Origin of the sequence: Pontibacter vulgaris (assembly GCF_022758145.1) — a bacterium.
GTDB lineage: Bacteria > Bacteroidota > Bacteroidia > Cytophagales > Hymenobacteraceae > Pontibacter > Pontibacter vulgaris.
The window spans coordinates 929,648-954,554 of record NZ_JAJVDH010000003.1; the positions used below are offsets into that span (position 1 = coordinate 929,648).

A 24,907-nucleotide genomic window follows, 5' to 3' on the forward strand; every position below is an offset into this window, starting at 1 on the left:
GGTTCCTGTTTTTTTAACTACCTAAACTATAAATACTTTTTATAAAGGTTAAATAGAATCCGCTTATCTGTTTCGGTTAATACCGGTGTTGTGTCGTTTTGTATAAAATGCAGCTTAAAAGATCTGATGGCTGCTGAAAGATCGCGTGTATCGTACCCGATAATGCGCAACGCCTCCTGCGGGTTAAAGTTATCAGGAACATCGCCATGCACCGGCACAGATTCAAATACCAGCGATGGCTCTTTTGCCTTTGTAGTATCGATTACCGGAACCTGGGCAAGTATAATCGTATCCTGCAGCACATCCGCATCATACCATAAGCCAAAACCATTGTCAGCCAACAATTTCCACGGGAACACAGGGCTTGGGTCTACTTTACGAACAGGGGCAATATCTGAATGGCCTATAAAATTAGCAGTAGGAATATTATACTTTGTTTTCAGTGTGCCCAGCACCCCGATCAGGCTGGTCATTTGCGCTTCCGAAAATGGCTCTGACCCGTTGTTATCTAACTCAATACCAATAGAAGAAGAATTAAGATCGGTAGCATTTCCCCATTTGCTTATCCCACCATGCCAGGCACGCAGGTAATCGTTCAGCATCTGGTATACTTTGCCATCGCGGCCAATGACATAATGTGCGCTAACCTTGGTAGCTGGTTTGGTAAATGTATTCAGCGTTTGTTCTGTAGAGTTCTGCGCCGTGTGGTGAATAATTACATAGTTCGGCTTGCGCATATCAAAGTTAGTGGCACCTACCCAGTAATCGCCCTGCTTATAGGCCAGGCCTTCGGCATTGCCCAGCGGCGTTGCCCTTAAGGTGCGGGTATACGCCTTCAATTGTTTTTTATACGATCGGTTGGTGGCCGCATAAGGGTTAACTGCGCAAGAGGCCAGCACTATACTTGCCAATAAAAAGAAAGCAACCTGAGTTGGTAAAAACTTCATAAACCCGATCTTTGTAACTATAGATTTTAAAATTTAAGCACTTTAATGAAAAATACAATAAGCCAGCCTTATAGAATTATATACAGTGACAGCTCTTACTAAAAACGAAGTATAAAATTACAAGACCCTAATATTGCTTTTATTTGCAGGATTTAAAAAAAATAACGCAAATAAAAATGCAAACCAGCTGAATCCTATTAAATTGCAGTAATAACTGCTTTACCAAAAACCCTGATTACTTTGAAAAAGAATCAATTTATCTCTCTGTTACTCATCTGCATGATGATGGTTGGCCTGCATAATTTGCAGGCTCAGTCTAAAAAAGCAAAAATCCGCAAGGCTCCTGTAAAAAAAGCAGCCGCGCCTGTTTTTAATCCTGATCAGGACCCGCCTTTCCTGAATGCAAATCAGAAGTGGGTAGACTCTGTTTTCAAGTCTTTAACTCCTGACGAGCGCATTGCCCAGCTGATCATGATCCCGGTGTATTCGAACAAAAACCAGGCACACATCGACTCTATCAGCACCCTTATCAAAACTTATAAAGTGGGTGGGGTAATATTTTTCCAGGGTGGGCCGGTACGTCAGGCCAAAATGACTAACCGCTACCAGCAGGAAAGCAAAGTACCCCTGATGGTGTCTATCGACGGGGAGTGGGGATTAGCCATGCGCCTTGACAGCACTGTACGTTTCCCGTACCAGATGGCCTTAGGCGGCATAGATAACGAGAAGCTTATTTACGATATGGGCGTGGAAATTGCCCGCCAGTGCAAGCGCCTGGGCGTACATGTAAACTTTGCCCCTACTGTAGATATCAACAACAACGCCAACAACCCTGTTATCGGCTTCCGCTCTTTCGGTGAAGACAAGTATAACGTAGCCAGCAAATCACTGGCTTACATGAAAGGTATGCAGGACCAGCATGTACTGGCAAGCGCCAAGCACTTTCCTGGCCACGGCGATACTAACGTAGATTCACACTATGGACTTCCGCTGATCAACTTTTCCCGCATCCGCCTGGACTCTGTGGAGCTACACCCTTTCCGTGCACTGATGAAGAACGGCTTAGGCAGTGTTATGGTGGCGCACATGAACATACCGGTATTAGACAACACCGTTAACCTTGCTTCTACACTCTCTAAACCTATAGTTACTGACCTGCTTAAGAACGAACTGAAGTATAAAGGACTCGTGTTTACGGATGCTTTGAATATGCAGGGTGTTGCTAAATTTTACCCTCCGGGGGTGGTTGATGTAAAGGCTTTGCTTGCCGGTAACGATGTGTTGCTGAACACCATGGATGTAAAAACCACCATTGCAGAAGTTAAAAAAGCAATTGCCAACAAAGAAATTACCCAGGCCGAGATTGACGCCCGCGTACGTAAAGTACTGGCTGCCAAACAATGGGTAGGCCTGGATAAATGGCAACCGATCGAGACGGCACACCTGGTGGAAGACCTGAACAACCCACACGCCAATTACCTGACCCGCCAGTTAACAGAAGCTTCGCTTACACTGCTGCGCAACAAGAACAACATACTTCCTATCCATTCGCTGGACACGCTTAAAGTAGCGGCTTTAGCAATTGGCACAACAAAAGAGACAAATTTCCAGCGTGACCTGGCACGTTATACCCAGGTAGATACCTTCTTCCTTTCGCCAACCAGCACCATTGCCGATCTGCAAAAACTGAAAGAGAAGCTGCAAAACTATAACCTGATCATAGCTGGCGTACACCAGTTACAGTTAAAAGCCGGTAGCGGCACTTTTGGCATTACCGCCGAAATGAACCTGTTCCTGAAAGACCTGATGCGCTCTAAACGTACTATTGTAGGTGTGTTTGGTAATGTATACAGCCTGGCCAAGTTCGAAAATATCGAAAAAGCAGATGCTGTAATTGCAGCTTACCAGGAAAACGCCCTGACCCAGGACCTGACTGCCCAGATGATATTTGGAGGCATTGGTGCTAAAGGTAAATTACCTGTAACAGTTAGCAACAGCTTTAAAATCGGAGATGGCCTGCAAACGCAAGGTGGCGTTCGTTTAGCTTATTCTGTGCCGGAAGCTGTTGGTATTAGAACGCAGGACCTGGCAGGTATCGATTCGCTTGTGCACCAGGCCATAGCGGAAAAAGCAACCCCTGGCGCGCAGGTACTTGTAGCCAAAAACGGGAAAGTAATTTACTACAAATCATTCGGTTACCATACTTACGACAACAAAACGCCGGTACATAACACAGATTTGTATGACATGGCATCGGTAACCAAGATCAGCACATCGCTGGCTGCTTTCATGAAGTTAAAAGGCGAAGGCCGCTTCGATGTTGATAAAACCCTTGGTGAGTACCTGCCACTGGTAAAAGGCACTAACAAAGAAAACCTGAAGTACCGCGATATTCTGACGCACCAGGCACGCCTGTACGCCTGGATCCCGTTCTGGAAAGAAACTGTAAAGAAGAACGGTAAATTTAAGTGGAGAACATTTAAAGCAGATTCTTCGGCCCGCTTCCCGATCAAAGTAGCTCAGAACCTGTACATCCACCGCAAGTATTCTGATAAGATCTATAAAAGTATACTTGAATCTCCGCTGAACGAGAAGCCGGGTTATGTATACAGCGACCTGTCGTTTATACTTGCTCCGCTGGTAGTACAGAACATTGTTGGCCAGGATTTCGAATCTTACCTGAAAGAGAATATTTACAAGCCGATTGGCGCTACTACGCTTACTTTTAATCCTTATAAATATTACCCGCAATCGCGCATTGTGCCAACCGAATTTGAGCCACACTTCAGAAAGCAATTGCTGCACGGTACCGTGCACGACGAAGGTGCTGCCATGTTGGGTGGCGTTAGCGGCCATGCCGGCTTATTCGGAAACGCCAACGACCTTGCCAAACTGATGCAGTTATACTTGCAGGATGGTACTTACGGTTATAAGCGCTACATCAGCGGCAACACGGTAAGCGAGTTTAGCAAATGTCAGTTCTGCGACCAAGGTAACTACCGCGCCATTGGTTTCGACCGACCATCCAAGCCGGGAACTGAGAATGGCAATGCAGCCAAGAGCGCGCCAGTTGAAAGCTTTGGGCACTCCGGTTTTACAGGAACTTATACCTGGATAGACCCTGTAAATGACATCGTTTATGTGTTCCTGTCTAACCGCGTTAACCCAACACGCGAGAACAGCAAGTTAAGCAAGCTGAATACCCGCACCAGCGTTCTGCAGGTAGTATATGATGCTATGGAGAAAGCTAAAAAGACCCCAGAAACATCCATTGCTCAATAACAATTTCACTACAATAGCAACAGCCGCCTGGAAAATTCCGGGCGGCTGTTTTTTTATCCTCAATAACTATAAAATTTAAAGTATAACTGTTAAATTATACTTCCGGAAGTATAATTTAACAGTTATACTTCCGGAAGTATAAACCTAAACACAGGCATATAAGCCTGAAACTAAGCTACCTTTATCTTTCAACCGATACAATTTATGAACAAAGCCGCTGTGGTTAGTAATTATGCAGACACGGGTCTGTTGCCAAACAAAACCTCCGACCGATACCTTGCACTCGATGTACTGCGGGGGATGACAATTGCCCTGATGGTGATCGTGAATAACCCCGGAAGCTGGGGCAGTATTTATGCTCCTTTTAAGCACGCTGCCTGGCACGGCTTTACCATTACCGACCTGGTTTTCCCGTCTTTTTTGTTTGTGGTTGGCAACGCCACGAGCTTCAGCATGCGCAAGTTCGAAAAGCAGTCTGATTCTGTTTTCCTTCGCAAAGTTGTAAAAAGAACGGTTCTAATCTTCCTGATCGGTTTGTTCCTTAACCTTTTCCCGTTCGTGAAGTGGTCAGATGCAGGTGAGTTGGTAATGAAAGATTTTACGGCCGTGCGTATTCTGGGTGTGTTGCAACGCATTGCGCTTTGTTATTTTATTGCCTCGCTGGTTATTCGGTATTTAAAGTATAACGGTGCAATGGTTTTTGGCATTGCAACGTTGTTGGCTTACTGGGCTATCATGTACTTCTTCGGCGACCCAACCGACCCGTATAGCCTGGAAGGTAATGCTGCCCTGAAATTCGATCGCCTGTTTTTACCTGAGGCAAACACCTACAAAGGCTTTGGCATACCTTTCGATCCGGAAGGATTGCTGAGCACATTGCCTGCTGCCGTTAATGTAATTGCAGGTTATTTTGCAGGCGTTTTCATCCAGAAAAATGGCAACAACTTAAACTCGGTATTTAAGTTAAACCTGGCTGGCGCTGCACTGGTAGCTGTAGCTTTTGTATGGGATTTATACTTTCCGATCAACAAACCACTTTGGACAAGCTCTTACGTGCTGCACTCAGTTGGGCTTAGCCTGATCATACTTGGCGTACTCATGTTTATAATCGAGATTGCCGGTTACGTAAAATGGTCATACTTCTTTGAGGCATTCGGTAAAAACCCGCTGTTCATTTTTGCTTTCGCCACGCTGGTAATTAAGCTGTTAAACTTCATTAAAATTGGTGATGTAAGCCTGCAAAAATGGATCTATGAGCGCTTATTCCTGACATGGTCTGAAGGCGAAACAGCCTCTTTGCTTTTTGCAGTTTCATACATGCTGGTTATGTGGCTGGTAGGCTTCTGGATGGATAAGAAAAAGATCTATGTAAAAGTATAGCCTCCGTTTTATACTTGCTTGTTTAGCTATAAAGCATAAAGTTAAGAAGCCCGCCTGCTCCGCAAACCTGAAAAGGACGTGAAGCAGGCGGGCTTCTTTTTTACTTATAAATTACTACTTGCCTGATCTGTTAAATCATCTTAAAAGATACTCACCTATTATATAAAAAATAATTTATATTTGGATGATTACCATACAAACCACGATAACATGCTAAAGGAAGAACGTCAGTCTTTTATCATAAAACAGATAAATATACACAACAAGGTACTTTCTTCGGACCTGAGCCTAAAGCTTAATGTGTCGGAGGATACAGTGAGAAGAGACCTGCACGAGCTAGCCGAAAGCGGCAAAATATTGAAAGTACATGGTGGCGCGCTGTCTAAATCTTTCCATAATCCGTTTCAGCAGATCGAGGTTTACGCCAAAGAATCAAAGAAAGAAATTGCACGCAAAACAATACAGTTGCTGCAGGATGGCATGACGGTGCTGGTAGGTGGAGGAACAACCATGATAGAAGTGGCCCGCATGATACCGGATACCCTGAAATGTACTTTTTTTACTGTAAGCCCGCTTGTTGCGCTGGAGCTTGCCGAACGTTCTAATAGCACTGTTATACTTTTAGGAGGGCAGCTTTCCAAGAACTCGCATATTATGATAGGCTCACAGGTAGTTAATCAACTTTCCGAAATCCGGGTAGACCTGTGTATACTTGGCACCAACAGTATTTCGCTGGAAGATGGCCTTACAGATTCTGACTGGGAAGTGGTGCAGGTAAAAAAAGCCATGATACGATCTTCAAAAAAAGTAGCCATCATGAGTATTGCTGAAAAACTGGACTCAGTGCAGAACATGAAAGTATGCGACCTCAACTCTATTCATTACCTGATAACAGATATTAAACCAACTGACCCTTCTCTAAAAGAATACGCAAGAATAATTACCGTGCTATAGTCCTTTACACTTGGCGCAAGTATAGTTAGGGATAACGCCAGTTACGAACGGGATGCCATAAGCAACCACTAGTTATCGCTTTGCTCAAACTGGCAGCATCAACGGATTATAAAGCAAATCGCCCGCTTCTTTTGGGGAGCGGGCGATTTGCTTTATACTTTGTTTATACTTTAAATACACTCATCCAGCATGTACACGATCGATTCGTAGTTTTTACCTACTGCCTCGGTCATGGCCATTTCGCAGGTTTTAGCCGATGAATAATAACCGTCGTACTCGCATTGTTTTACTTCGGTTGCTTCTGGCAAAGTAGCTGAAGCCGTAAGCTCCGGCACCAAGAAACCTCGGTCGCCGGCCATGCCGCAACAGTCTGCGTGAATGGGCACCGTTACTTCTTCTGCCAGTTGTTTGGCTATACTTACAAATTTACCTTCGAGCCCCATTTTCTGCAGCGAGCAAACCGGGTGCAGCACCACGCGCTCTTTTTTTCGCAGCACGTTTGCTTTTGGCAACAGGTAATCGGCAATATAATCTATATTATCGATAATGCGGATGGCATCGAATTTCTGCTTGTTTTCCGGTGTAAGTACCGGGCGGCAATGCTGCAAAGTATAAGTACAGGAAGTAATATCCAGCACCAGTGGCAGGCGACCTCCGTCGGTCCATTTCCAGATCTTCTGAATTGTTTCGTTGGCGGTATAAATAAAAGCCTGGCTGTATCCTTTAGAGGAAAATATCTGCCCGCAGCAGGTACTTTGTGCATCCTGCGGTATCATAAATTTCACTCCTATCTTTTCAGAAACGCTGATAAAGGTTTCGATAATATTTTTTTTACCTCCTTCAGCGCCACCCATCGTGCGGGAAATACAGGTAGGGTAGTATACTACTTCTGCCTGCTGCTGTACTTTCTGCTCAGACCAGGATTTATACTTTGAAAAACCCGGAACAGGCTCGAGTAAATTAGACCACAACGGCATAGCCGGTACCACGTTTTTCACTCCCTGGGTTAGTTTAGCCAGTGTGTTTGCGCCTAATACCTTATTTATTCCTACCCCGGCTATCAACCCAACTTTTACGATAGCTGAAACCGGCTTGAAGTTTTTTGCTACCAGCAGCGCCAGGCTATTCGAAATATCATTGTGGCTTTCGCGGCGCAGGCGTTTTACAAGATCGCCTGTATTAATATCAACCGGGCATGCAGTAGAGCACAAACCATCTACAGCGCAGGTATCAAGGCCATCGTACTGGTATTGCTCCAGTAGCTCGTCATGCTGTTTTTTCTGTCCCTTACTTTTCAGGTTGAGCAGTTCCCGTCTTACTACAATGCGTTGGCGTGGTGTAAGCGTGAGGTTACGGCTCGGGCATTTGTGTTCGCAGAAACCGCATTCCATGCACCTGTCCACTTCCTCTTCCACCTTTGGCAGGTCTTTCAGGTTTTGGATATGCGCATTTTTATCGCTGTTGATGATCACGCCCGGGTTAAGCAGGTTCTTCGGATCAACCACTTCTTTCAGCGATTTCATGATCTGGTAGATCTCGCCACCCCACTCCGTTTCTACAAACGGCGCCATGTTGCGGCCGGTACCATGCTCGGCTTTCAGGGCGCCGTTATACTTTTGCACCACCAGTTCCACCACTTCTTTCAGGAAACGGTCGTAACGCTCAATTTCTGTTTTATTATCGAAAGCCTGCGTTACCACAAAGTGGATATTACCATCTTTGGCGTGGCCGAAAATGATGGCGTTAGTATAGTTATACTTCAAGAAAAGCTCCTGCAGGTCAAGTATAGCATCGCCCAGTTTTGCTACCGGCACGGCAATATCTTCGAGCAGCACTGTTGTACCACTGGCACGCACAGCACCTACGGCCGGGAACATCCCTTTTCGCACTTTCCACAGAAATGCCTGCTCTATCGGGTCGGTAGTAAATACAGGCTGCTCCAGCAAAGCCAGCTCCGGCGACAGCGCCATAAAGCTGAGTATCTTTTCCTGCACCTCTTCAGATGTATTGGCCTGATACTCTACGAGCAAAGCTGCAGCCATTTCCGGTAAGGTTTTGATTACTGCCGGCACGCCCGCCATGTGTTCTATTGAGCGCAACGATGCACGGTCCATTAACTCTACAGCTTCCGCACCCGACACTGTCAGAGGTACTATAGCCTGACAGGCAGCATAAATATCCGGGAAGTATAAAAGTGCAGTAGACTTGGCAGGGTAATCAGGCACCGTTTGCAATACCGCTTCGGCTATAAAGCCCAGCGTTCCTTCTGCCCCGATTAGCAAATGCGCCAGTATATCGAGCGGGTGCTCAAAATCGATGAAAGCATTAACAGAGTAGCCAACCGTATTTTTGGTTTTATACTTGTGCCGGATAAGATCGTGGAGTTCCGGGTTATGCTGAATCTGCGCTTTTAATTCCTGCAGTTTCAGATATAATTCGGGGCATTCTGTTTCAAACCTTATGTAGTCTGCCTGCGCTTCGGTAGTATAGGTTTTTCCGTTTGGTAATACAAAGCGGATAAACCGGGTAGTATGGTAGGAATTCTTACTGACGCCGCAGCACATACCGCTGGCGTTATTGGAAAGTATACCACCCATCATGGCCGAATTTATACTTGCCGGGTCCGGGCCTATCTTGCGTTTATACCTGCGCAGGTGCGCATTCACAATACCACCAATAATGCCGGGCTGCACCCGTACCATTTCACCCTCTTGCTCTACGGTAATCCTGTTCCAGAACTGGCTCAGATCTACCAGTATACCATCTGTTATAGATTGCCCCGAAAGGCTGGTACCGGCTGTACGGAAGGTAAGCGGAATGTTATGTGTATGCGAAAGCGCGAACAGATTTATTACTTCTTCTTCTGAAACAGGCTGCACCACGGCTTTTGGCCTGAGGTAGTAAAAGCCCGCGTCAGAAGCGTAAGACACGACATCAATCAGCCGCGCCCGTATGCGTGCTTTTGGCAAAACACTTTCCAAAAGCTTTTCAATTTCCATAAAGGATGTATGCTTAATAGGTTGTTTGTTTTACTTTGCTGCCTCTCTCCGCTTCTTTCAGGGCATCCATCATAACGCCTCCGCCCGGCTTGCTGGTTACAAGCAGCAGTATAAATGTAATGGCAGCATTGATCACGATCAGTTCAAAACTCATGGCATAACCCGTCCAGGCAACCGAGTTGCTATCAAGTATAAATGTGATGATCGGCGAGATAATGCAAATGTATGGCACCAACTTATCAGCTACAGCACGCTTGTTAGCCATACCAAAAGCGAACAGGCCTAGCAACGGACCATAAGTATAACCGGCAGCCTTAAAGATCGCATTTACGACAGAGTCATCGTTAATCAGCCTGAAAACCAGGATCACAAACAACATTACTACTGAAAAACCGATGTGCACCAGGTGGCGCGTACGGATCAGTTTAATATCATCGTGATTCTCTTTTTTAGTGAAGTTCAGGAAATCTACGCAGAAAGATGTTGTAAGGGCTGTTAATGCAGAGTCTGTAGTGGCAAATGTGGCAGCTGTCAAACCCAGCATAAACGTAACAGCCGGTACCAGGGCCATGTGGTTCAGGGCAATTTCAGGGAACAGGTGATCCGGCGTTTTAAGTGCCGTTACATCAATTCCTTTTGCCTGGGCAAACATGTAAAGCAGGGCACCTACGCTCAGGAAGAAAATGTTAATAGCAACAAATACAGCTGTAAAAGTCAGCATATTCTTCTGCGCTTCACCAATATTCTTGCAGCTCAGGTTCTTCTGCATCAAATCCTGGTCAAGGCCGGTCATAGCTATAGTTACGAAAATACCGCCCAGGAATTGCTTCAGGAAATGACTCTTGCTACCCATAAAATCTTCCCAGAAAAACATCTTAGAGTAAGAGCTTTCCTTTACCGCTTCAAACGTTTGCATCACGTTCAGGTCAAGGCTTCGGGCAATAAATACAATAGAAAGTATAACCGATGATACCAGAAACACAGTTTGCAGAGTATCCGTGATTACAATGGTTTTAAGGCCGCCTTTGTGTGTGTAGATCCAGATAAGGATGAGGCAGATGGCTACTGTAGCTGCAAAAGGCACATTCCAGGCATCAAAAATAAATTTCTGTAGTACGATTGCCACTAAGTATAACCTGAAAGCAGAACCGATCGTGCGCGATACCAGGAAGATCATGGAGCCTGTTTTATAACTCCAGTAACCAAACCTTTTCTCTAAGTAAGTATAAATGGAGATCAGGTTCATGCGGTAGTAGAGCGGCAGCAGTACAAAAGCAATTAGCAGAAAACCTACGGCGTTGCCCAGCACAAACTGGAAATAACCAAAACTGTTGTTGCTTACCGCACCTGGCACCGATATGAATGTAACCCCTGACAGCGCAGTACCAATCATTCCGAAAGCCACGAAATACCATTTCGAATTTCGGTTAGCGATAAAGAAACTGGAGTTATCCGAGGCACCTCTCGACGTGAAGTAGGAAATACCTATCAGCACGGCAAAGTAGCCAATTAAAAAAGATAAGAGAACGATTGGAGACATAAACTAATAGTTTCAGAGACAGTTACCGGGCCGTTAATGGTTAGTATTTCGCGGAAGCCTGCTGTCAGATTAAAGTACTAAAGTATAAAAAACCCGCCAACTATAAACTATAATTGGCGGCGCTTTAAATCAGGATGTAACAGAAACGCTTGCTACTGCCTGGCGTACGTTGCCATACTTTTCCAGTAATGCAGTTGCTGTTGCCTCATCTTTGCCGGTTTCGGCCATAATAATGCGAACGCCGCGCTGATATAGCTTATGGTTAGTTAGTTGCATATCAAACATTTTATTGCCTTTAATGCGGCCTAACTGTATCATTACGGTAGTGCTCAGCATGTTCAGGGCCAGTTTTTGTGCTGTACCAGCTTTCATACGCGTACTACCTGTAACAAATTCAGGGCCAACTACCACTTCTACCGGGTGTTTTGCTACTGCCGCTACCGGGCTTCCGCTGTTACACACGATGCAACCGGTTTCCAAACCCATTTCGTTAGCTTTTTTCAAGCCACCAATCACATAAGGCGTAGTGCCTGATGCAGCTAAACCAACTACCACATCGTTTTCATCTATCTGGTATTCTGAAAGGTCTTTCCAGGCTTGTTCGGCATCATCTTCGGCAAATTCTACCGCTTTACGAATGGCAGTGTCGCCACCTGCAATAATACCAACTACCCAGTCAAAAGGCACTCCAAAAGTTGGCGGGCACTCTGATGCATCCACTACACCCAAACGCCCGCTGGTGCCGGCCCCGATGTAAAACAACCTGCCTCCGGCCTTCATCTTCTCTGCCACCACTGTAGCTAGTTTCTCCAGTTGCGGAATCGCCTTCTCCACTGCGTAAGGCACAGTTTTATCCTCGTTATTAATATTTACAAGGATCTCCTTCACAGACATCTTTTCAAGGTTGTTATAGTTCGAGTCTTTCTCGGTGGTAATTTCCATTGATATGTAATAATTAAAATTAAGTCTTCTGTTGTTATGCTTTCTGATCAAGAAAACAATTTATACTTTGTTAAGGGTTTGTTTCTACCTCGAAATATACTCAAGGCAAGTCACTTTACCATCCATTGTGCTTACTACTACCCTGTTTTTCCCTAATGGCATAACCGGGTTCATCAGGCTGTTAGAAGTTTTATACTTCCAACGCACTGCCCCGCTTTTTCTATTGATGGCGGCAGCCATACCTGAATGCGAAGGCACATATACCACGCCATTGCTTTCAACTATAGCTGAAGGAGCCAGCTCGTAAGGCAGTTGCAGTTCGGATTTCCAGCTTACCTGCATCGAGTCGGAAGAGGTAGAAATGCCGTATAGTTGCCCATCCATTGTTTTTACGTAAACCAGCGCTCCATCTTCAGAAATCCCCATAGATTCCCGCACCCGAACATCCTTTTTCTGCTCACGCCAGATTACCTTGCCGGTTTCTGCGTCAAGTGCTGTCATAAAACGATCCGGGGCAACTAAAAATATGCGGTTATTTACGGCCACCGGGTAGCAGGCTGCCGGCGAGAACATGCGGTTTGCAGAGCCGTTGCTCCACTTCCAGGCTAACGTACCGGTAGCTGCGTCTAGTGCATAAAAATCGTTACCCCAGCTACCAAAGTATACTTTGCCTTTATAAAGCAAGGGCCTAGTAACCACAAAGTTATTTACCTGGCCAAAGTCCCAGATTGTTTTACCGCTTTTTAGGTCCATTGCCCGGAAATGCCCGTCGGAAGCCCCTATGTATACTTTATTTTTTTCGATTACCGGCGAGCCTAGTACAGCTTTCTTCGCTGCTGCTTTCCAGATAAGTTTGCCGGTTTTAGCCGACAGGCAGTAAATATAATGATCTGATGAGCCGACCACTACATAGTTTTTAGCAATGGCCGGGGTAGAATAGATTTTGCCATTGGTCTGATAGCTCCATATGCGTTTCCCGGTATTTTTATCAAGGGCATAGATCAGCCCGTTCGTATTAGTAGCTACCACCAGATTTTTGGCTGTTGCCGTGCCAGCGCCAACATCGCTATCGGCCTGGTACTCCCATACTTTTCTTACTGTAGGATATACCTGGTTTACCGCATAGGAAGGCCGATGATATTTCCCCGGATTTGTGCTGAACTGATGATCTGCCAATTGCACTTCCAGCCATGGCTTTTGTGCTTTTGTTACTGGGTTTCTTTCTGCAAAACTGGCCTTACCATCCTGAATTGTTACAATGTTATAGCCACCGATTTCAGCCTTGGCACGCAGGTTGGAGCGCCCCATTACAGTAGGAATGCCATCATAATTAAAGAGTTTGTTGTTATGCCCGTGGCCATGCAGCATCAGCTGTACATTACGTTTCTTTAGCAAGTCGATGGCATCGTACCAGTTATTCAGGGATGAATCCTGCGGGTAATGATTCAGGTAGATAACCGGCATTCGCGGATCTTTCATATTTGTCAGCACCGAATCGAGCCATACAATATTTTCGCGGGGCACCTGACCGGGGCCCATACGCATGTTTGGCCCTGAACTGGTAGCGGCAAACAGGTAACCATTATACACAAAACTGAACGTCTCGGCTCCAAAAACTGTCCGGAAAGAATTGCTACCACTCTCCGACCAGTTAGAATCGTGGTTACCGGCAATAATATACCAGGGCTTGTTCAGTTCATTTAAAACCTGCTTCGCCAGATTCAATTCTTCATCGGAACCAAATTCTGTTATATCTCCAGTAAAAACGGCAAAGCTTATGGAGTCATTGCCGTTGATGTCTGAGACCGTACGGCGCAGGTCTTCCGCTGCTGTCGGGTTACCGATATGCGTATCCGAAACAAAAGCGAATTTAAACGACTGTGCCTGCCCTAAACTGGCTAGCAGCAACAAAGCAATTATTCCGATATACTTCAGTAGGTTCATTCAGTATGGCTTACTATGAAGAAGCAATTTATATTTCAGGCCAATTGATATGTCAGAAATTCAACCCAAAAATCCAAATACGCACAAAAGCGCACTCCATCCAGATTATCCCTTCCTAATAATTAGATAAAAATAAGAAATCAGAAGCTAAAGTTACTATTGTATGCGAGCTTTTTTATTAAAATCCGCAAAAAAACGCAACCTTATACTTTTTAAACCCACTAACCTCTCAAAACTTACAGGCTATCAATTTGTGTCCACCTCGATTTCACAGGATATAAGATTAACAAGAGCAGTCAATTTAGTCAGCTTGTTTTCTTACCAGTTGCTGCAGTTGCCCTACTTCGGTATACAGTTTTTTACCCGGGCAGGCAGTCTGTGCATAGTCTTTGTGGGTGGCTATACTATCTGCCGGGATTTTATAACGCTTTGCCAGTGCCGGCACCAGCAGGTGCAAGGTTTTCATCTGCTTTTGAGTAAGTTCTTCTTCTTCAAAGTTGCCTTCCACCACTACCAGCAAATGGCCGGCAGGATCATAGGCCGTGTTTGAATCGCCAGCATACATTATATCACGCCCTTGCCCTACTTCTCCGTTCACATCTACATACAGGTGGTATGGTATATCGGCCCAGGCTGGCTTCATACGCCCATCAGCTAATAGACTCTCTGCCTGCGAGAATTTTTGTAGGCTTCGCATTTTATCTCCTAATGTTTTTTCCGGCAATTGCCTGGTAGCTGTGTGGTGGATAGTGAGTCGTGTGAGGGTATGGCTTCGCATTGGCAGCACCGGCGGGTTGGCGCCCCATGCCTCCCTTGTGAGATATGTTATACTTGCCGGAATAACTTTTTTTGAAGCCATTCGCTGGCAGCTTATTAACAGGCCGGCCATGGCGGCAACTATAAGCAATATTCTTATCTGCATCAGATTTTATACTTCAGGTTATTTTTCAGAAAGCTGTTGGTCTATTGTTACAAATTGGTAGCCTTTATACTTTAGTTTGGTTAGCAACTCATCCAGCCGGCTGTAAAACTTATCTTCACGCCTTGGGTCGGTGCCTATATGTAGCAATAATAAAAACCCATTCAGGCCATGCGAGTCCTGCTCCTCATACTTTAGTATCGACTGAAGTATGGTTTCGGAGCTAACGTACCGGTTGCCCATTTCCGGCCAGGTATAGTCGGCAGCAGAGCGGGTGCCGGGCGTAAAGTTCACAAGCCGGAGCCCTTCTGCTGTTGTCCAATTGGCGATCTGGCTGTTGTACCATTCGTAGGGTGGCAGAAAGTATAATGCATCCGTTTTCCTGATCCCGAACCTGGCCATCCTTTTATAATTGCGCTGCAGGTCTTCGCTAAATTGCTCCTGCGTTACAAGCAGGCTGTCGCGCTTTGCCCAGTCGCAGTACAGCAAATGCGCATCAGAATGAGCTCCCAGGTAATGCCCCGCCCGCTTCAGCTTCCGGATTTCCGTATTAAAATCAGAATTACCATAAAAGCGGCCTGTAAAAAAGAAGGAAGCTTTTGCTTTGTGTTTCTTCAGCGTTTTCCGGATACTTTCTGCGCCATCGGCAAATTCATCGCCTGTAAAAACCAGCGCTATACTTTTGTCTGATAAATCTCCTCTAACTATAGCGCCGTGTTTATCAGTTATTACTTTTTTACCTGCGCCCCCTCCTTGGCGCTATGTTCCTGGGCCGCAAGTAAGTATATGAGCGAGGCCGTGCCGTCCATAGTTGGTTCATTTGTACTATAGTCGCCGAAGTCATCGTGGTAGACTACGAAGTTGGATTGAAAAGCCGCATACTCATCTTCGTTATATAGTTTTATACTTTTCAGGTTGTTGTAAATGCTGCCGTAAACGGGCCCATCTACTAGGCCACCATCAAGCGGGTATTGGTGTAGGTAAGTAAGCGACGAATGCGGATCTACGGGTGTATTGCCGTTTGCAGGCAGGCCAAAAACCATACTGGTACCCCAAGGGTTGCAGCCAAAAAGCCAGTCTATATTGGCCTGCTCCAGCTCGCTATAAGTCTGGTCGCTGGTTAGCTCGCGGTACAAATGGCTCTGGATGGCAAATGATGTGGTCAGGTTGTTAGAGCACCAAATAAATGGAACACCGCGGTAAAAAGCGTTTTTCTTTGCTTTGGCAAACACCCGCTCGATACCTTCTTTATAAAAACCGATAAGTTCGGCTTTAGACTTTGCATCCGCTTTTTTGGCCAGCTCAAAGTGCCCGAAATTATGAAACGGGTACCACTGGTAATGGCGGGCAGTGTCGGCTCCCATCCACGGGGTTACTTTCTCCTGCAGCCCGTAAGTATAAGATTGCTTAAAGTAGGTTTGATCATCGGTTAGCTGGTATAGTGCCGCAGCGCCCAGTTGCATATCGTCTACCCAGTTATCTTCTTCATAAAAGTATGGTGCACGGTTTGGAGCTGTCTGGGCAACGCCTGGTTTGGCAAGCCCGAGCTTATAAGCTGATAATGCTTTCTGGCTGAACAGCTGCGCCAATTTATCGTCCTGGCTTTTGTAAGTTTGAGCAGCCAGAGCAAAAGCACTGGTAAATTTACCTGCTATAGAGGCTACGCCGGTTGCCCTGTTTTTATACTTGCCCAAGCCCTGCGGTTCGCCGGTGGCAAAGTATACCGGGCGTTCTTTCCCTTTGCCCATACCATAATCCACATCGTCTTTGGTGGGCAAGCGCATACTTTGGTGGTCGCGGTCATCGGCCAGCTGGTTAAAAAGCCAGTTTTCCCGTGGGTGCATTTTCAACAGCCAGTCCAGGCCCCACTTTGCTTCATCCAGCACATCGGCTACACCGTTATTGCCTTCCAGCCCATTACCCAGGTGCTTATCCGTAAATACCTCCGGAAAATCGCGGTAGGCAGCCAGCAGGTGATAGGTGGCATTGGCCGAGGTGGTAGAATATTGCAGGTAATCCGAAGCATCGTGCCATCCACCCGAAACATCAATTTTAGTGCTATCCGGCATCGGGCCATACATGGTATAGCCATCTTTGGTGTGGCACGAATCCTTCAGGTAAGGGTTAAATCCGCTTCGTTGCTGGCGCATATAACGCAAAGCAAAATCAGCAGTGCCTTTGTACAGATCGTTTGCCAACTTAAATACCGGTGACTTTACTTTGCCAGCCTTCAGGTAGTAATTGCCTGGTTTAGTATAAGCAGAAAAGTTTAACCTGTAGGATTCCTGAAAAGGACCATAAGCGCCGAAGGCCTGCCCTGCTTTGCCTTTAAAAACCACTTTGTTTGTAGCAGCATCCACCAGTTCAAAACGTTTTAAACCTTTTGATGATTTGCTCACCCATACGGCTACTTTTATACCCGAAGGCGTATAACCCAGCTGATTTATGCGTATCCAGGCATGCGTCTCGGTTTTACTTTCAGTGAGGCTGCTAATGGCAAAGTCTGAGCGTACTTGCTGGTTAAAAGCAATCGCATTTGCTGCCAGAATGCACGCCCCAAAGGCAACAGCCAGCCACGTTTTCTTTCTTTTCATCATTCTAAATATGCTTAAAAGAACTGAAAATTTATACTTATACTTTGGCAATTGAATGATGCATATGCATCTGTTTTACAATTTATCTGCAGCCAGAACCCACACCTAACCCCTCCAAGGAGGGAATTTGATTGTAGTTATAGAAAATCTGGTACCCGCTACTCAACTGTTATCGGTTTTTATACTTTACCGATACCTGAAAACTATACTTTAGATCAGTCCAGCTTCTTTCTGAAAAAGTTGGAAGGTGCGCTTTCATTTTTAAGCCGATCAATAGAAGTAACCACGTATTGGTAAGACTTGCCACGTTTCGCACTTTTGTCATGAAAGGATGTTTGCGCTTGGTCAAAACTGATATTGATTATATTTTGGGCACGATCCAGGTTTATACTTTCATTTTCATCGAAGCGGTAAACAACATAGCCAAAAACACTGGCATCCTGTGGTGCCTGCCATTTTAACCTGGCGTTTCGGAACGGTTTTATAAACAAGAAGTTTTTATCGCGAAGTGCTGTCGGAGCAGCTGGTGCCGTATTATCCAGCCACTTCATTTCTGGCTGTAAAGCAGGAAAACGGTAAAAATCATGTTGCAGGGAGTCGCGGAAGCCAGCCAGGTTATTGGTCAGTGATTTGGAGCTAAAATAAACGCTGCCCTGCACATTGGGATTATTACGTAGGTAACGAACCTGGTTCGGAAGCTGCTGCTTGTCGCGCCAGCCTTCGCGGTCTTCCATGGCCCGGTAAACGCCCTGGCCTATGTATACATGTTTGCCAAAAGCATTGGCGGCCCACCAGTCGAGCAGTTTTTCGTAAGGAGCGGCTTTATAGTTAAAAGGAAAGTATAACTGCGGATTTACGTAATCTACCCAGCCTTCCTGTACCCATTTGCGGGCATCGGCATACAATGCGCTATACCCTGATAAACCTGTACTTTCAGAACCAAGCGAATCTTGTGCCTGGTTGCGCCAGATACCAAAGGGGCTAATGCCAAATTTAACATGTTTTTTTTCTTTGTGTATACTTTCAGATAATGCCTGAATGAGTACATCCACGTTGTTGCGGCGCCAGTCTTCTATGTTCGCAAAGCCCTGCCCATGTTGCTGGTAGGCTATACTATCCGGGAGTTGCTCTTTGCCTGGGTACGGGTAAAAATAATCGTCGAAGTGGATACCATCTACATCATAGTTGCGAACAATATCCATGATCACACCTGTGATATAAGTCCGTACTTCCGGCAGGCCCGGGTTAAAATATTTTTTATCGCCGTAGGTAAAAAACCACTCCGGCTTGGTGCGGGTAATATGGGTTTGGCTGGTAAGAGAGTCAATTAGGCTGGTAGTGGCACGGTAAGGGTTAATCCAGGCGTGTAGTTCCATACCACGTTTGTGCGCTTCTTTTATGGCAAACTCCAGCGGATCGTAAAAAGGTTTAGGAGCCAAGCCTTGTTTACCTGTCAGAAATTGGCTCCACTCCTCGCGGCCCTTGGCATAAAAGGCATCGGTTGAAGGGCGTATTTGCAGCATAATGGCGTTGATACCGGTTTTCTGGTGCATATCCAGTATCTGGATCAGTTCCTGTTGCTGACTTTTTGAATCTGTGCCGGGTTTAGGTTTCGAAGGCCAGTCAATGTTTTGCACCGTCGCGATCCAGACACCTCTGAATTCACGTTTGGGTGTAGTGGTATTAGTTTGAGAAAAAGCAGTACCAGCAGTAAAAAGGCAAAGTATAAATAGTATAGAATTTCTGATCATAGTCAAAAGGTAAGTATAGGATATTAAAAAGCCCTCCAGGTTAGTACCGATGGAGGGCTTTTTTAATTAGCTTTTAAAGCATTATCTGTCGCGAACCAGTACCCTGTTAGTGGTAGCAGGCTTGTTTGTATAATTACCTCTTGTATAAAGCGTGTATACTCTGCCTGCAGTTGGCGCAACACCAGTCATTGTAGTGTATGCAGTAGTAGAACCGCTTACATAGATCGGGAAATCATATGTGCCTGGCTCAATTTCTACATAAGCCGTGTTGCCTTTATAGGCAACGTTTGTACCAATAACAGTAGTTGTTGATGGTTTATCGGCAGTGGCTTTGCGTACTGCTGACATATCAAAGTTAGCAGGAGCACCAGCCATAACGTTCACAAACCTGATGTAGGCTTTTGAATAATTACCTTCCGGCAATTTATCTTCAATTAACAGAGTTTCGAACGCGCCTGTCGTACCAATCAAAAAAGCAGAGTAAGGAGTTTTGTCATTTAAGTTAACAGATGCCGTAGATACTACAACTGCTGAGCCCTTTTTTGACGTGGTGTCAATCATCTGAACATTATAGTTACCAGCTGGTACATTGGCATAACCATAAGATGCCGGGAACACTGCTGTACCTGCGTATGATAAGCCTGTAATAATCGTATCAGTGATTGTAACAGTTGGTGCCAGGGCTGTAACTTTTTCATTGCCCAGGTACATATTCACCATTGGGGCATCCTGTGCTGCATGTATCATTTTGATATGTGCTCCGGATTCGAATGGTGCGAAATGTTCTTCAATCGTATTCTTTTCGCAGGCTCCTAATAAGAAGCCTGCTGCCAGTATTGCAAAAGATTTTGTTACTATATTCTTCATGGTGTTATCAGATTATTTTTTGCTGAACCACATTTCGTAAGTATGATAGTCAGGGTTTAAGCCGCCTATTTTTTCCAGAGCAGACACGTTCCACATATACTCAGAGTTATATCTCGGTCTGAAACGGTAAGCAGGCTTACCCTGGTTCAAGCCATACAGTGGATTAGGTAATTCAAAGCCAGTAAATACCTCGTTATTGTAGTGGTATCTTCTCAGGTCAGACCAGGTTTCCAGGAAGCCCCATCCCCACTGAGCGATATACTTCTGCAACATAATTTTAGGCAATGTCAGATCAGCAGCGTTCAATGGAATCAGGTCCTCGCTTGCTTCATATAACTTTCTTCTCTGTGCATAAACTGCAGCTTCGTCTTCTGGCGTAGCTGCATCGTTCACAGCATACTTCTGAACAAAGTCAAGGTGCGCTTTCACACCTTTAGTATAAGCATCAAGAGCCAGCGCTTTATCACCTTTCAGAAAGGCAGCTTCCGCTTTGATGAACTGCAACTGCGAGTAAGTCATGATCGGGAACCTTTCGTTGTTACCGAACAGGTATTTGTTAGGCGTTGTAGCAGCAACCACATCAGTTGGAGTGTTCCAAAGGTTGCGTGGGCGCTGTGCCTCTACATATTCTGTAACACCTACACCTGGGGTAACGCCTCTGTATTCGCCGTCAGCAGCTGGTGCCAACATAACCGGCAAACGTGGGTCTTTCAGGTGCTGGCCGGCAAACTTCGGATCAAGACCAATAAGATCAGCATCACGTAATGCAGAGTTTGTACCATCTAACAGGCCAACAATAAACTTAGACTGGCGATAAGTGTTCATGTTACCTCTTCTCGGGCCATAGAAGTTCGTATCATTAGACACGGCACCCTCAAAGCGAACAGATGCATCATCGGCGTTGCTTGCCAAAGACTTATCTACATACTCAATTACTTTGTCCGGATTGTAAGAAGACTTGTTGCTCAGGTGATGCTCGTTAATAGCAAGCAAACCATAAGAGAACTTTATCCATTTAGCACGGTCGCCACCATAAATCAGGTCGCCTTGCTTTAATTGTGAAGTAGCTACAGCACCATCTGTTTTCTCCAGGTTCTGAATAGCAAGCAGCGTTAAGCGTCTTACTTCTTCATAAATCTTGTCTTGGGTATCATAGTCAAAGCTCGTTCTGCCCGGCTCAAAAGCCTGCGATACGATAACCTCTCCATGATAATCGGTTAGGGTCTGCCAGCCAAAGGCTCTCATTACATAACCTACACCTGCGAAGTCCCACTTCTTATCCTGCTCTGCTTTCGAGATCATGTCGGTCAGGTTGGCGCCCATGCTATAGTAGATAGCTCTCCAAAGCTGGCCTGAAGCGTCGCTGCTGGCAACAAAACCATGCTGGTCCCACACATCGTTTGCAGAGTTCTGGTTCCAGTTTTGTACATACTTACCTATGTAACGTGCATCGAACTGAATACCCAGTGCAAGCTCCGACTGTATAGCCGGAAGGTAGAACTGTGGGGCCACAACCTGGTCAGGGCCGTTCGGGTTGGTATTAACGTCCAGGTAATTATCGCAGCTGGTAGCAGTAAACAAACCGGCTGTTAATAAAGAAGCGCAAAGTATCTTTCTCATTGATCGTTCTTTCTTTCTCATTGCTTTGTTAATTAAAATCCAACGTTTACACCAATATTCAGACCCATTGGCATTGGGAAGTTACCATAGTCGAAACCGGCACCACCGCTACCACCTACAGCAGCAGAGTTACCATTCACTACAGGATCAAGACCAGAGTAATTAGTCAGGATGAACACGTCAGTTGCAGTAACAAACACACTTCCATTTCTGATAAACTTAGTGTTTTTAAGCAGAGATGAAGTAAAGTTATAGTTAAGCGTAATATCTCTCAGGCGTACCCAGTTGATGTCTTTCTCGATAAAGTCAGTTTCAGGAAGACCGTATGTAGTAGACCAGAAGTTAGCATCACGAGAAGGATCGATCACGATTGTGTTTTTAGTTGGATTAGCACTGTTCTCTAAACCATCTTTCAACACACCTTCGAAAATTACAGGCTGGTTACGGCGGTCAACAGATCTCTTGCTAAGACCACGAGCAGTCAGGAAGTGCTCTGTACCGTTGTAGATATCGCCACCTTTTCTAATGTCTAACAGGAAGTTAAGCGAGAAGTCTTTGTATCTGAAGCTGTTTGTAAGACCAACTGTGAAATCTGGCTGTCTGTCGCCTACAATTACCCACTCAGTAGTATTTCTTAATGGGTAACCTGTAGTCGGGCTTATCAACATTTCGCCTTTTTTGTTACGCATGTAATCAAAACCAGTGAAAGTTGTTAGCGGGCCACCTGGTCTTGCACCGTTTCTTACGTTACCGTATAACCAGGTATCAGACATGTAGAATTCGTTAACACCTTTTGGTAATGTAAGCAGTTCGCTCCACAAGTGTGTAAAGTTTGCTAACACATCCCACTGGAAATCAGTAGAAGCAACCGGAGTTGCATTTAACTGCAATTCTATACCTTCTGTTTTCATCTCGCCGGCGTTGAAAGCCTGCAATACGAAACCAGTAGCGTAGCTTAAGCGCATGTCACGTACGATCTGGTCAACAGACTTCTTGTTAAAGTAAGTTGCGTCGATGCCGATACGGTCATTAAAGAATTTCATCTCTGCACCAAACTCGTAAGAAGTCGTCATCTCTGGTCTCAGGTCCGGGCTAGGGCCTGTAAAGGCGTAACCAAAACCACCACCTGTTGTAGACTTAGGCTCCAGGAAAGCACGGATACTGTAAGGGTTTGCATCTTTACCAACCTGTGCAACTGAACCTCTCAGTTTACCATAAGAAAGGATATCTCTGATGCCTTGGAATGGCTCAAGCTCTGTGAAGATAAAGCTTAATGAGGCAGATGGGTAAAAGAATGAGCGGCTTTCAACTGGTAGTGTAGAGCTCCAGTCGTTACGGCCGGTCAGGTTCAGGTATAACATGTCGCTGTAGTTCAGGCTCAGGTTACCAAAAGCACCAACCAGTCTTCTCTGGAACAATCTGTTTCTACCACGGTGTGTAGTTCCGTCTGTATTTTCAATTGAATACAGGCCAGGAGCCAGGAAGCGCTCACCAGTTACAGCCTGTGTATAAGAGTTTTGATCTCTTACTTCGCTACCTACTTTCAGGTCGGCATGGAATTTATCGCCGAAGAATGAACGGTTAAGCTGAGCATAATACTGCACGTTGAAGTTACGGGTGTTATCCAGCGACTGGTCAAAAATACCACCTCTTGATACGCCATAGTTAGACTCCGGATGGCGAACCATAGTAATTTTACCTGTAGAGAAGTCAAAACCAACGTTACCAACAAGCTTTAACCATGAAGTAGGGTCGATCATCAGTTTTGCACTGGTGATGTAACGGTTGTTAACATCATTGATCTTATTGCTGTTAATGTTGAAGAAAGGGTTTTCTACTTCGCTTGCACTTGTAGTAAATACTCTTCTTGTTCCGGCAGGAGTCAGGTAAACGCTGGCATCATCGTTTGATGGCCATGTTAACAAACCAAGCAGCGGACCACCCGCACCTTTAAAGGCAGAGTTGTTATCTGAGTAAGTATAGCTGAAAGACACGTCTGTTGACATATACTTGTTCAGCGTAGAAGTAATAGCAGAAGAAAGGTTTAATTTGGTCAGATCTGTACCTGGCACAAAACCTTCCTGATCTGTTATAGAGCTGGAAACACGGTATTGCGATTTTTCAGAACCACCTGAGAAAGACAGGTTATGTTTCTGCGTAAGCGCTGACTGGAAGAAGTTATCTACGTTATCATAGAACTTGGTTCCTTCAGGGTAAGGAGCTCCAAAGTATACTACTTCACTAGCAGTACCATCTGTTACACCATTCTGACCTCTGTCGTATACTTGCTGAATTTCAGGGAATTTCGTGATACGATCAAATCTGAAACTATTGCTGTAATCGATCTGGCTAGTACCGGCCTTACCTCTTTTAGTAGTAATTACGATAGCGCCTGATGCTGCATCAATACCATAAAGAGCAGATGCTTCCGGTCCTTTCAGGATTGTAATGCTTTCAATATCCTGTGGGTTAATATCGGCACCTCTGTTTGTAAAGTCAGTAGAGCGGTTATCAAGCGATGTTGCAGAACTAGCAGAAGATGCAAATGCAGATGTATTTAACGTGTTGTTGTTGATAGGCAAACCATCAACAACATACAGTGGCTGGTTGCTGCCGCTAAGCGAGCTCACACCACGTATCATAACAGAAGATGAAGATCCTGGCAGACCAGAAGTAGTAGTTACTTCTACACCAGCTACACGGCCAGCAAGACCATTCACGAAGTTCTCACGTTGTGTCTGGGCAACTGTAGCACCTTTAACTTCTGTTATAGCATAACCAAGGGCCTTTTTTTCCTGCTTAATACCAAGAGCAGTTACTACAACTTCATCCAGGCTTTTAGCATCGTTAACTAATGCCACAGTAATTGTAGTAGAATTGCCTACAGGGTATTGCAGAGGCTTCATACCAATAAAGCTGAATACCAGAACATCAGTTGGCACCGCTGTAATTGTAAATTTACCGTTTGCATCTGTCACGGTTCCTCTTGCTGTGCCTTTTACACCCACAGAAACACCTGGCAATGGAATTTTATCTGATGCCGAGGTTACTGTTCCGGTTATTGCTTGGCCCTGGGCTAAACTTTGAAAGTGGAACAGGAGAAAACACACCCCCCACAGAAAACATTGTAACTTTTTGTTCATAACAGCTTGTGTATTAGGTTGATTA

At 45.2% G+C, this 24,907-nt stretch carries 15 protein-coding genes; 3 read left to right on the forward strand and 12 right to left on the reverse strand.

Annotated features, from left to right (window positions below; translation table 11 throughout):
* Positions 1-26: 26 nt before the first annotated feature.
* On the reverse strand, positions 27-947 hold the full coding sequence (locus tag LWP20_RS09365) for an N-acetylmuramoyl-L-alanine amidase (RefSeq protein WP_242927862.1): 921 nt from the start codon (positions 945-947) through the stop codon (positions 27-29).
* Between the two features lie 279 nt (positions 948-1,226).
* Here LWP20_RS09365 and LWP20_RS09370 point away from each other — a divergent pair, with 279 nt between their 5' ends.
* The 3 genes from LWP20_RS09370 to LWP20_RS09380 all read left to right on the forward strand — a co-directional run bounded on the left by LWP20_RS09370 (position 1,227) and on the right by LWP20_RS09380 (position 6,563).
* The gene (locus LWP20_RS09370; protein ID WP_437179404.1) at positions 1,227-4,229 is read left to right on the forward strand and encodes a serine hydrolase domain-containing protein; all 3,003 of its coding nucleotides are present in this window, start codon (positions 1,227-1,229) and stop codon (positions 4,227-4,229) included.
* A gap of 204 nt (positions 4,230-4,433) precedes the next feature.
* Positions 4,434-5,609, forward strand: a complete 1,176-nt coding sequence (locus LWP20_RS09375; RefSeq protein ID WP_242927864.1) for an acyltransferase family protein — start codon at positions 4,434-4,436, stop codon at positions 5,607-5,609.
* Positions 5,610-5,819: 210 nt separating this feature from the next.
* Positions 5,820-6,563 carry a DeoR/GlpR family DNA-binding transcription regulator gene (locus LWP20_RS09380; protein ID WP_242927865.1) on the forward strand — a complete coding sequence of 248 codons (744 nt, stop codon included), beginning with the start codon at positions 5,820-5,822 and terminating at the stop codon, positions 6,561-6,563.
* Between the two features lie 170 nt (positions 6,564-6,733).
* Here LWP20_RS09380 and LWP20_RS09385 read toward each other — a convergent pair whose 3' ends face one another.
* The 11 genes from LWP20_RS09385 to LWP20_RS09435 form a co-directional block, all read right to left on the reverse strand.
* Positions 6,734-9,562, reverse strand: coding sequence for an FAD-binding and (Fe-S)-binding domain-containing protein (locus LWP20_RS09385; RefSeq protein ID WP_242927866.1), 2,829 nt, complete (start codon positions 9,560-9,562; stop codon positions 6,734-6,736).
* Between the two features lie 13 nt (positions 9,563-9,575).
* Positions 9,576-11,102 carry a sodium:solute symporter gene (locus tag LWP20_RS09390; protein ID WP_242927867.1) on the reverse strand — a complete coding sequence of 509 codons (1,527 nt, stop codon included), beginning with the start codon at positions 11,100-11,102 and terminating at the stop codon, positions 9,576-9,578.
* A 129-nt stretch (positions 11,103-11,231) separates the two neighbouring features.
* On the reverse strand, positions 11,232-12,044 hold the full coding sequence (gene murQ / locus LWP20_RS09395; protein ID WP_242927868.1) for an N-acetylmuramic acid 6-phosphate etherase: 813 nt from the start codon (positions 12,042-12,044) through the stop codon (positions 11,232-11,234).
* An 84-nt stretch (positions 12,045-12,128) separates the two neighbouring features.
* A complete protein-coding gene (locus tag LWP20_RS09400) occupies positions 12,129-13,988 on the reverse strand; it encodes an outer membrane protein assembly factor BamB family protein (protein WP_242927869.1) in 1,860 nt (619 codons plus the stop codon).
* A gap of 301 nt (positions 13,989-14,289) precedes the next feature.
* The gene (locus LWP20_RS09405; RefSeq protein ID WP_242927870.1) at positions 14,290-14,847 is read right to left on the reverse strand and encodes a peptidoglycan recognition protein family protein; all 558 of its coding nucleotides are present in this window, start codon (positions 14,845-14,847) and stop codon (positions 14,290-14,292) included.
* Positions 14,848-14,928: 81 nt separating this feature from the next.
* On the reverse strand, positions 14,929-15,636 hold the full coding sequence (locus LWP20_RS09410) for a polysaccharide deacetylase family protein (protein WP_367615746.1): 708 nt from the start codon (positions 15,634-15,636) through the stop codon (positions 14,929-14,931).
* Entirely contained in the window at positions 15,636-17,504 is a 1,869-nt protein-coding gene (locus tag LWP20_RS09415; protein ID WP_242927871.1) for a glycoside hydrolase family 9 protein, read from the reverse strand. Before LWP20_RS09415 ends, LWP20_RS09410 begins: the two co-directional genes overlap by 1 nt.
* A gap of 212 nt (positions 17,505-17,716) precedes the next feature.
* Entirely contained in the window at positions 17,717-19,252 is a 1,536-nt protein-coding gene (locus LWP20_RS09420) for a glycoside hydrolase family 10-like protein (protein ID WP_242927872.1), read from the reverse strand.
* Between the two features lie 81 nt (positions 19,253-19,333).
* On the reverse strand, positions 19,334-20,119 hold the full coding sequence (locus LWP20_RS09425; protein WP_242927873.1) for a DUF4397 domain-containing protein: 786 nt from the start codon (positions 20,117-20,119) through the stop codon (positions 19,334-19,336).
* A gap of 12 nt (positions 20,120-20,131) precedes the next feature.
* Complete coding sequence (locus tag LWP20_RS09430; RefSeq protein ID WP_242927874.1) at positions 20,132-21,760, reverse strand: SusD/RagB family nutrient-binding outer membrane lipoprotein; 1,629 nt, start codon at positions 21,758-21,760, stop codon at positions 20,132-20,134.
* A gap of 11 nt (positions 21,761-21,771) precedes the next feature.
* Positions 21,772-24,882: a SusC/RagA family TonB-linked outer membrane protein gene (locus LWP20_RS09435; RefSeq protein ID WP_242927875.1), complete on the reverse strand. Its 3,111-nt coding sequence runs from the start codon at positions 24,880-24,882 to the stop codon at positions 21,772-21,774.
* Between the last annotated feature and the right edge of the window lie 25 nt (positions 24,883-24,907).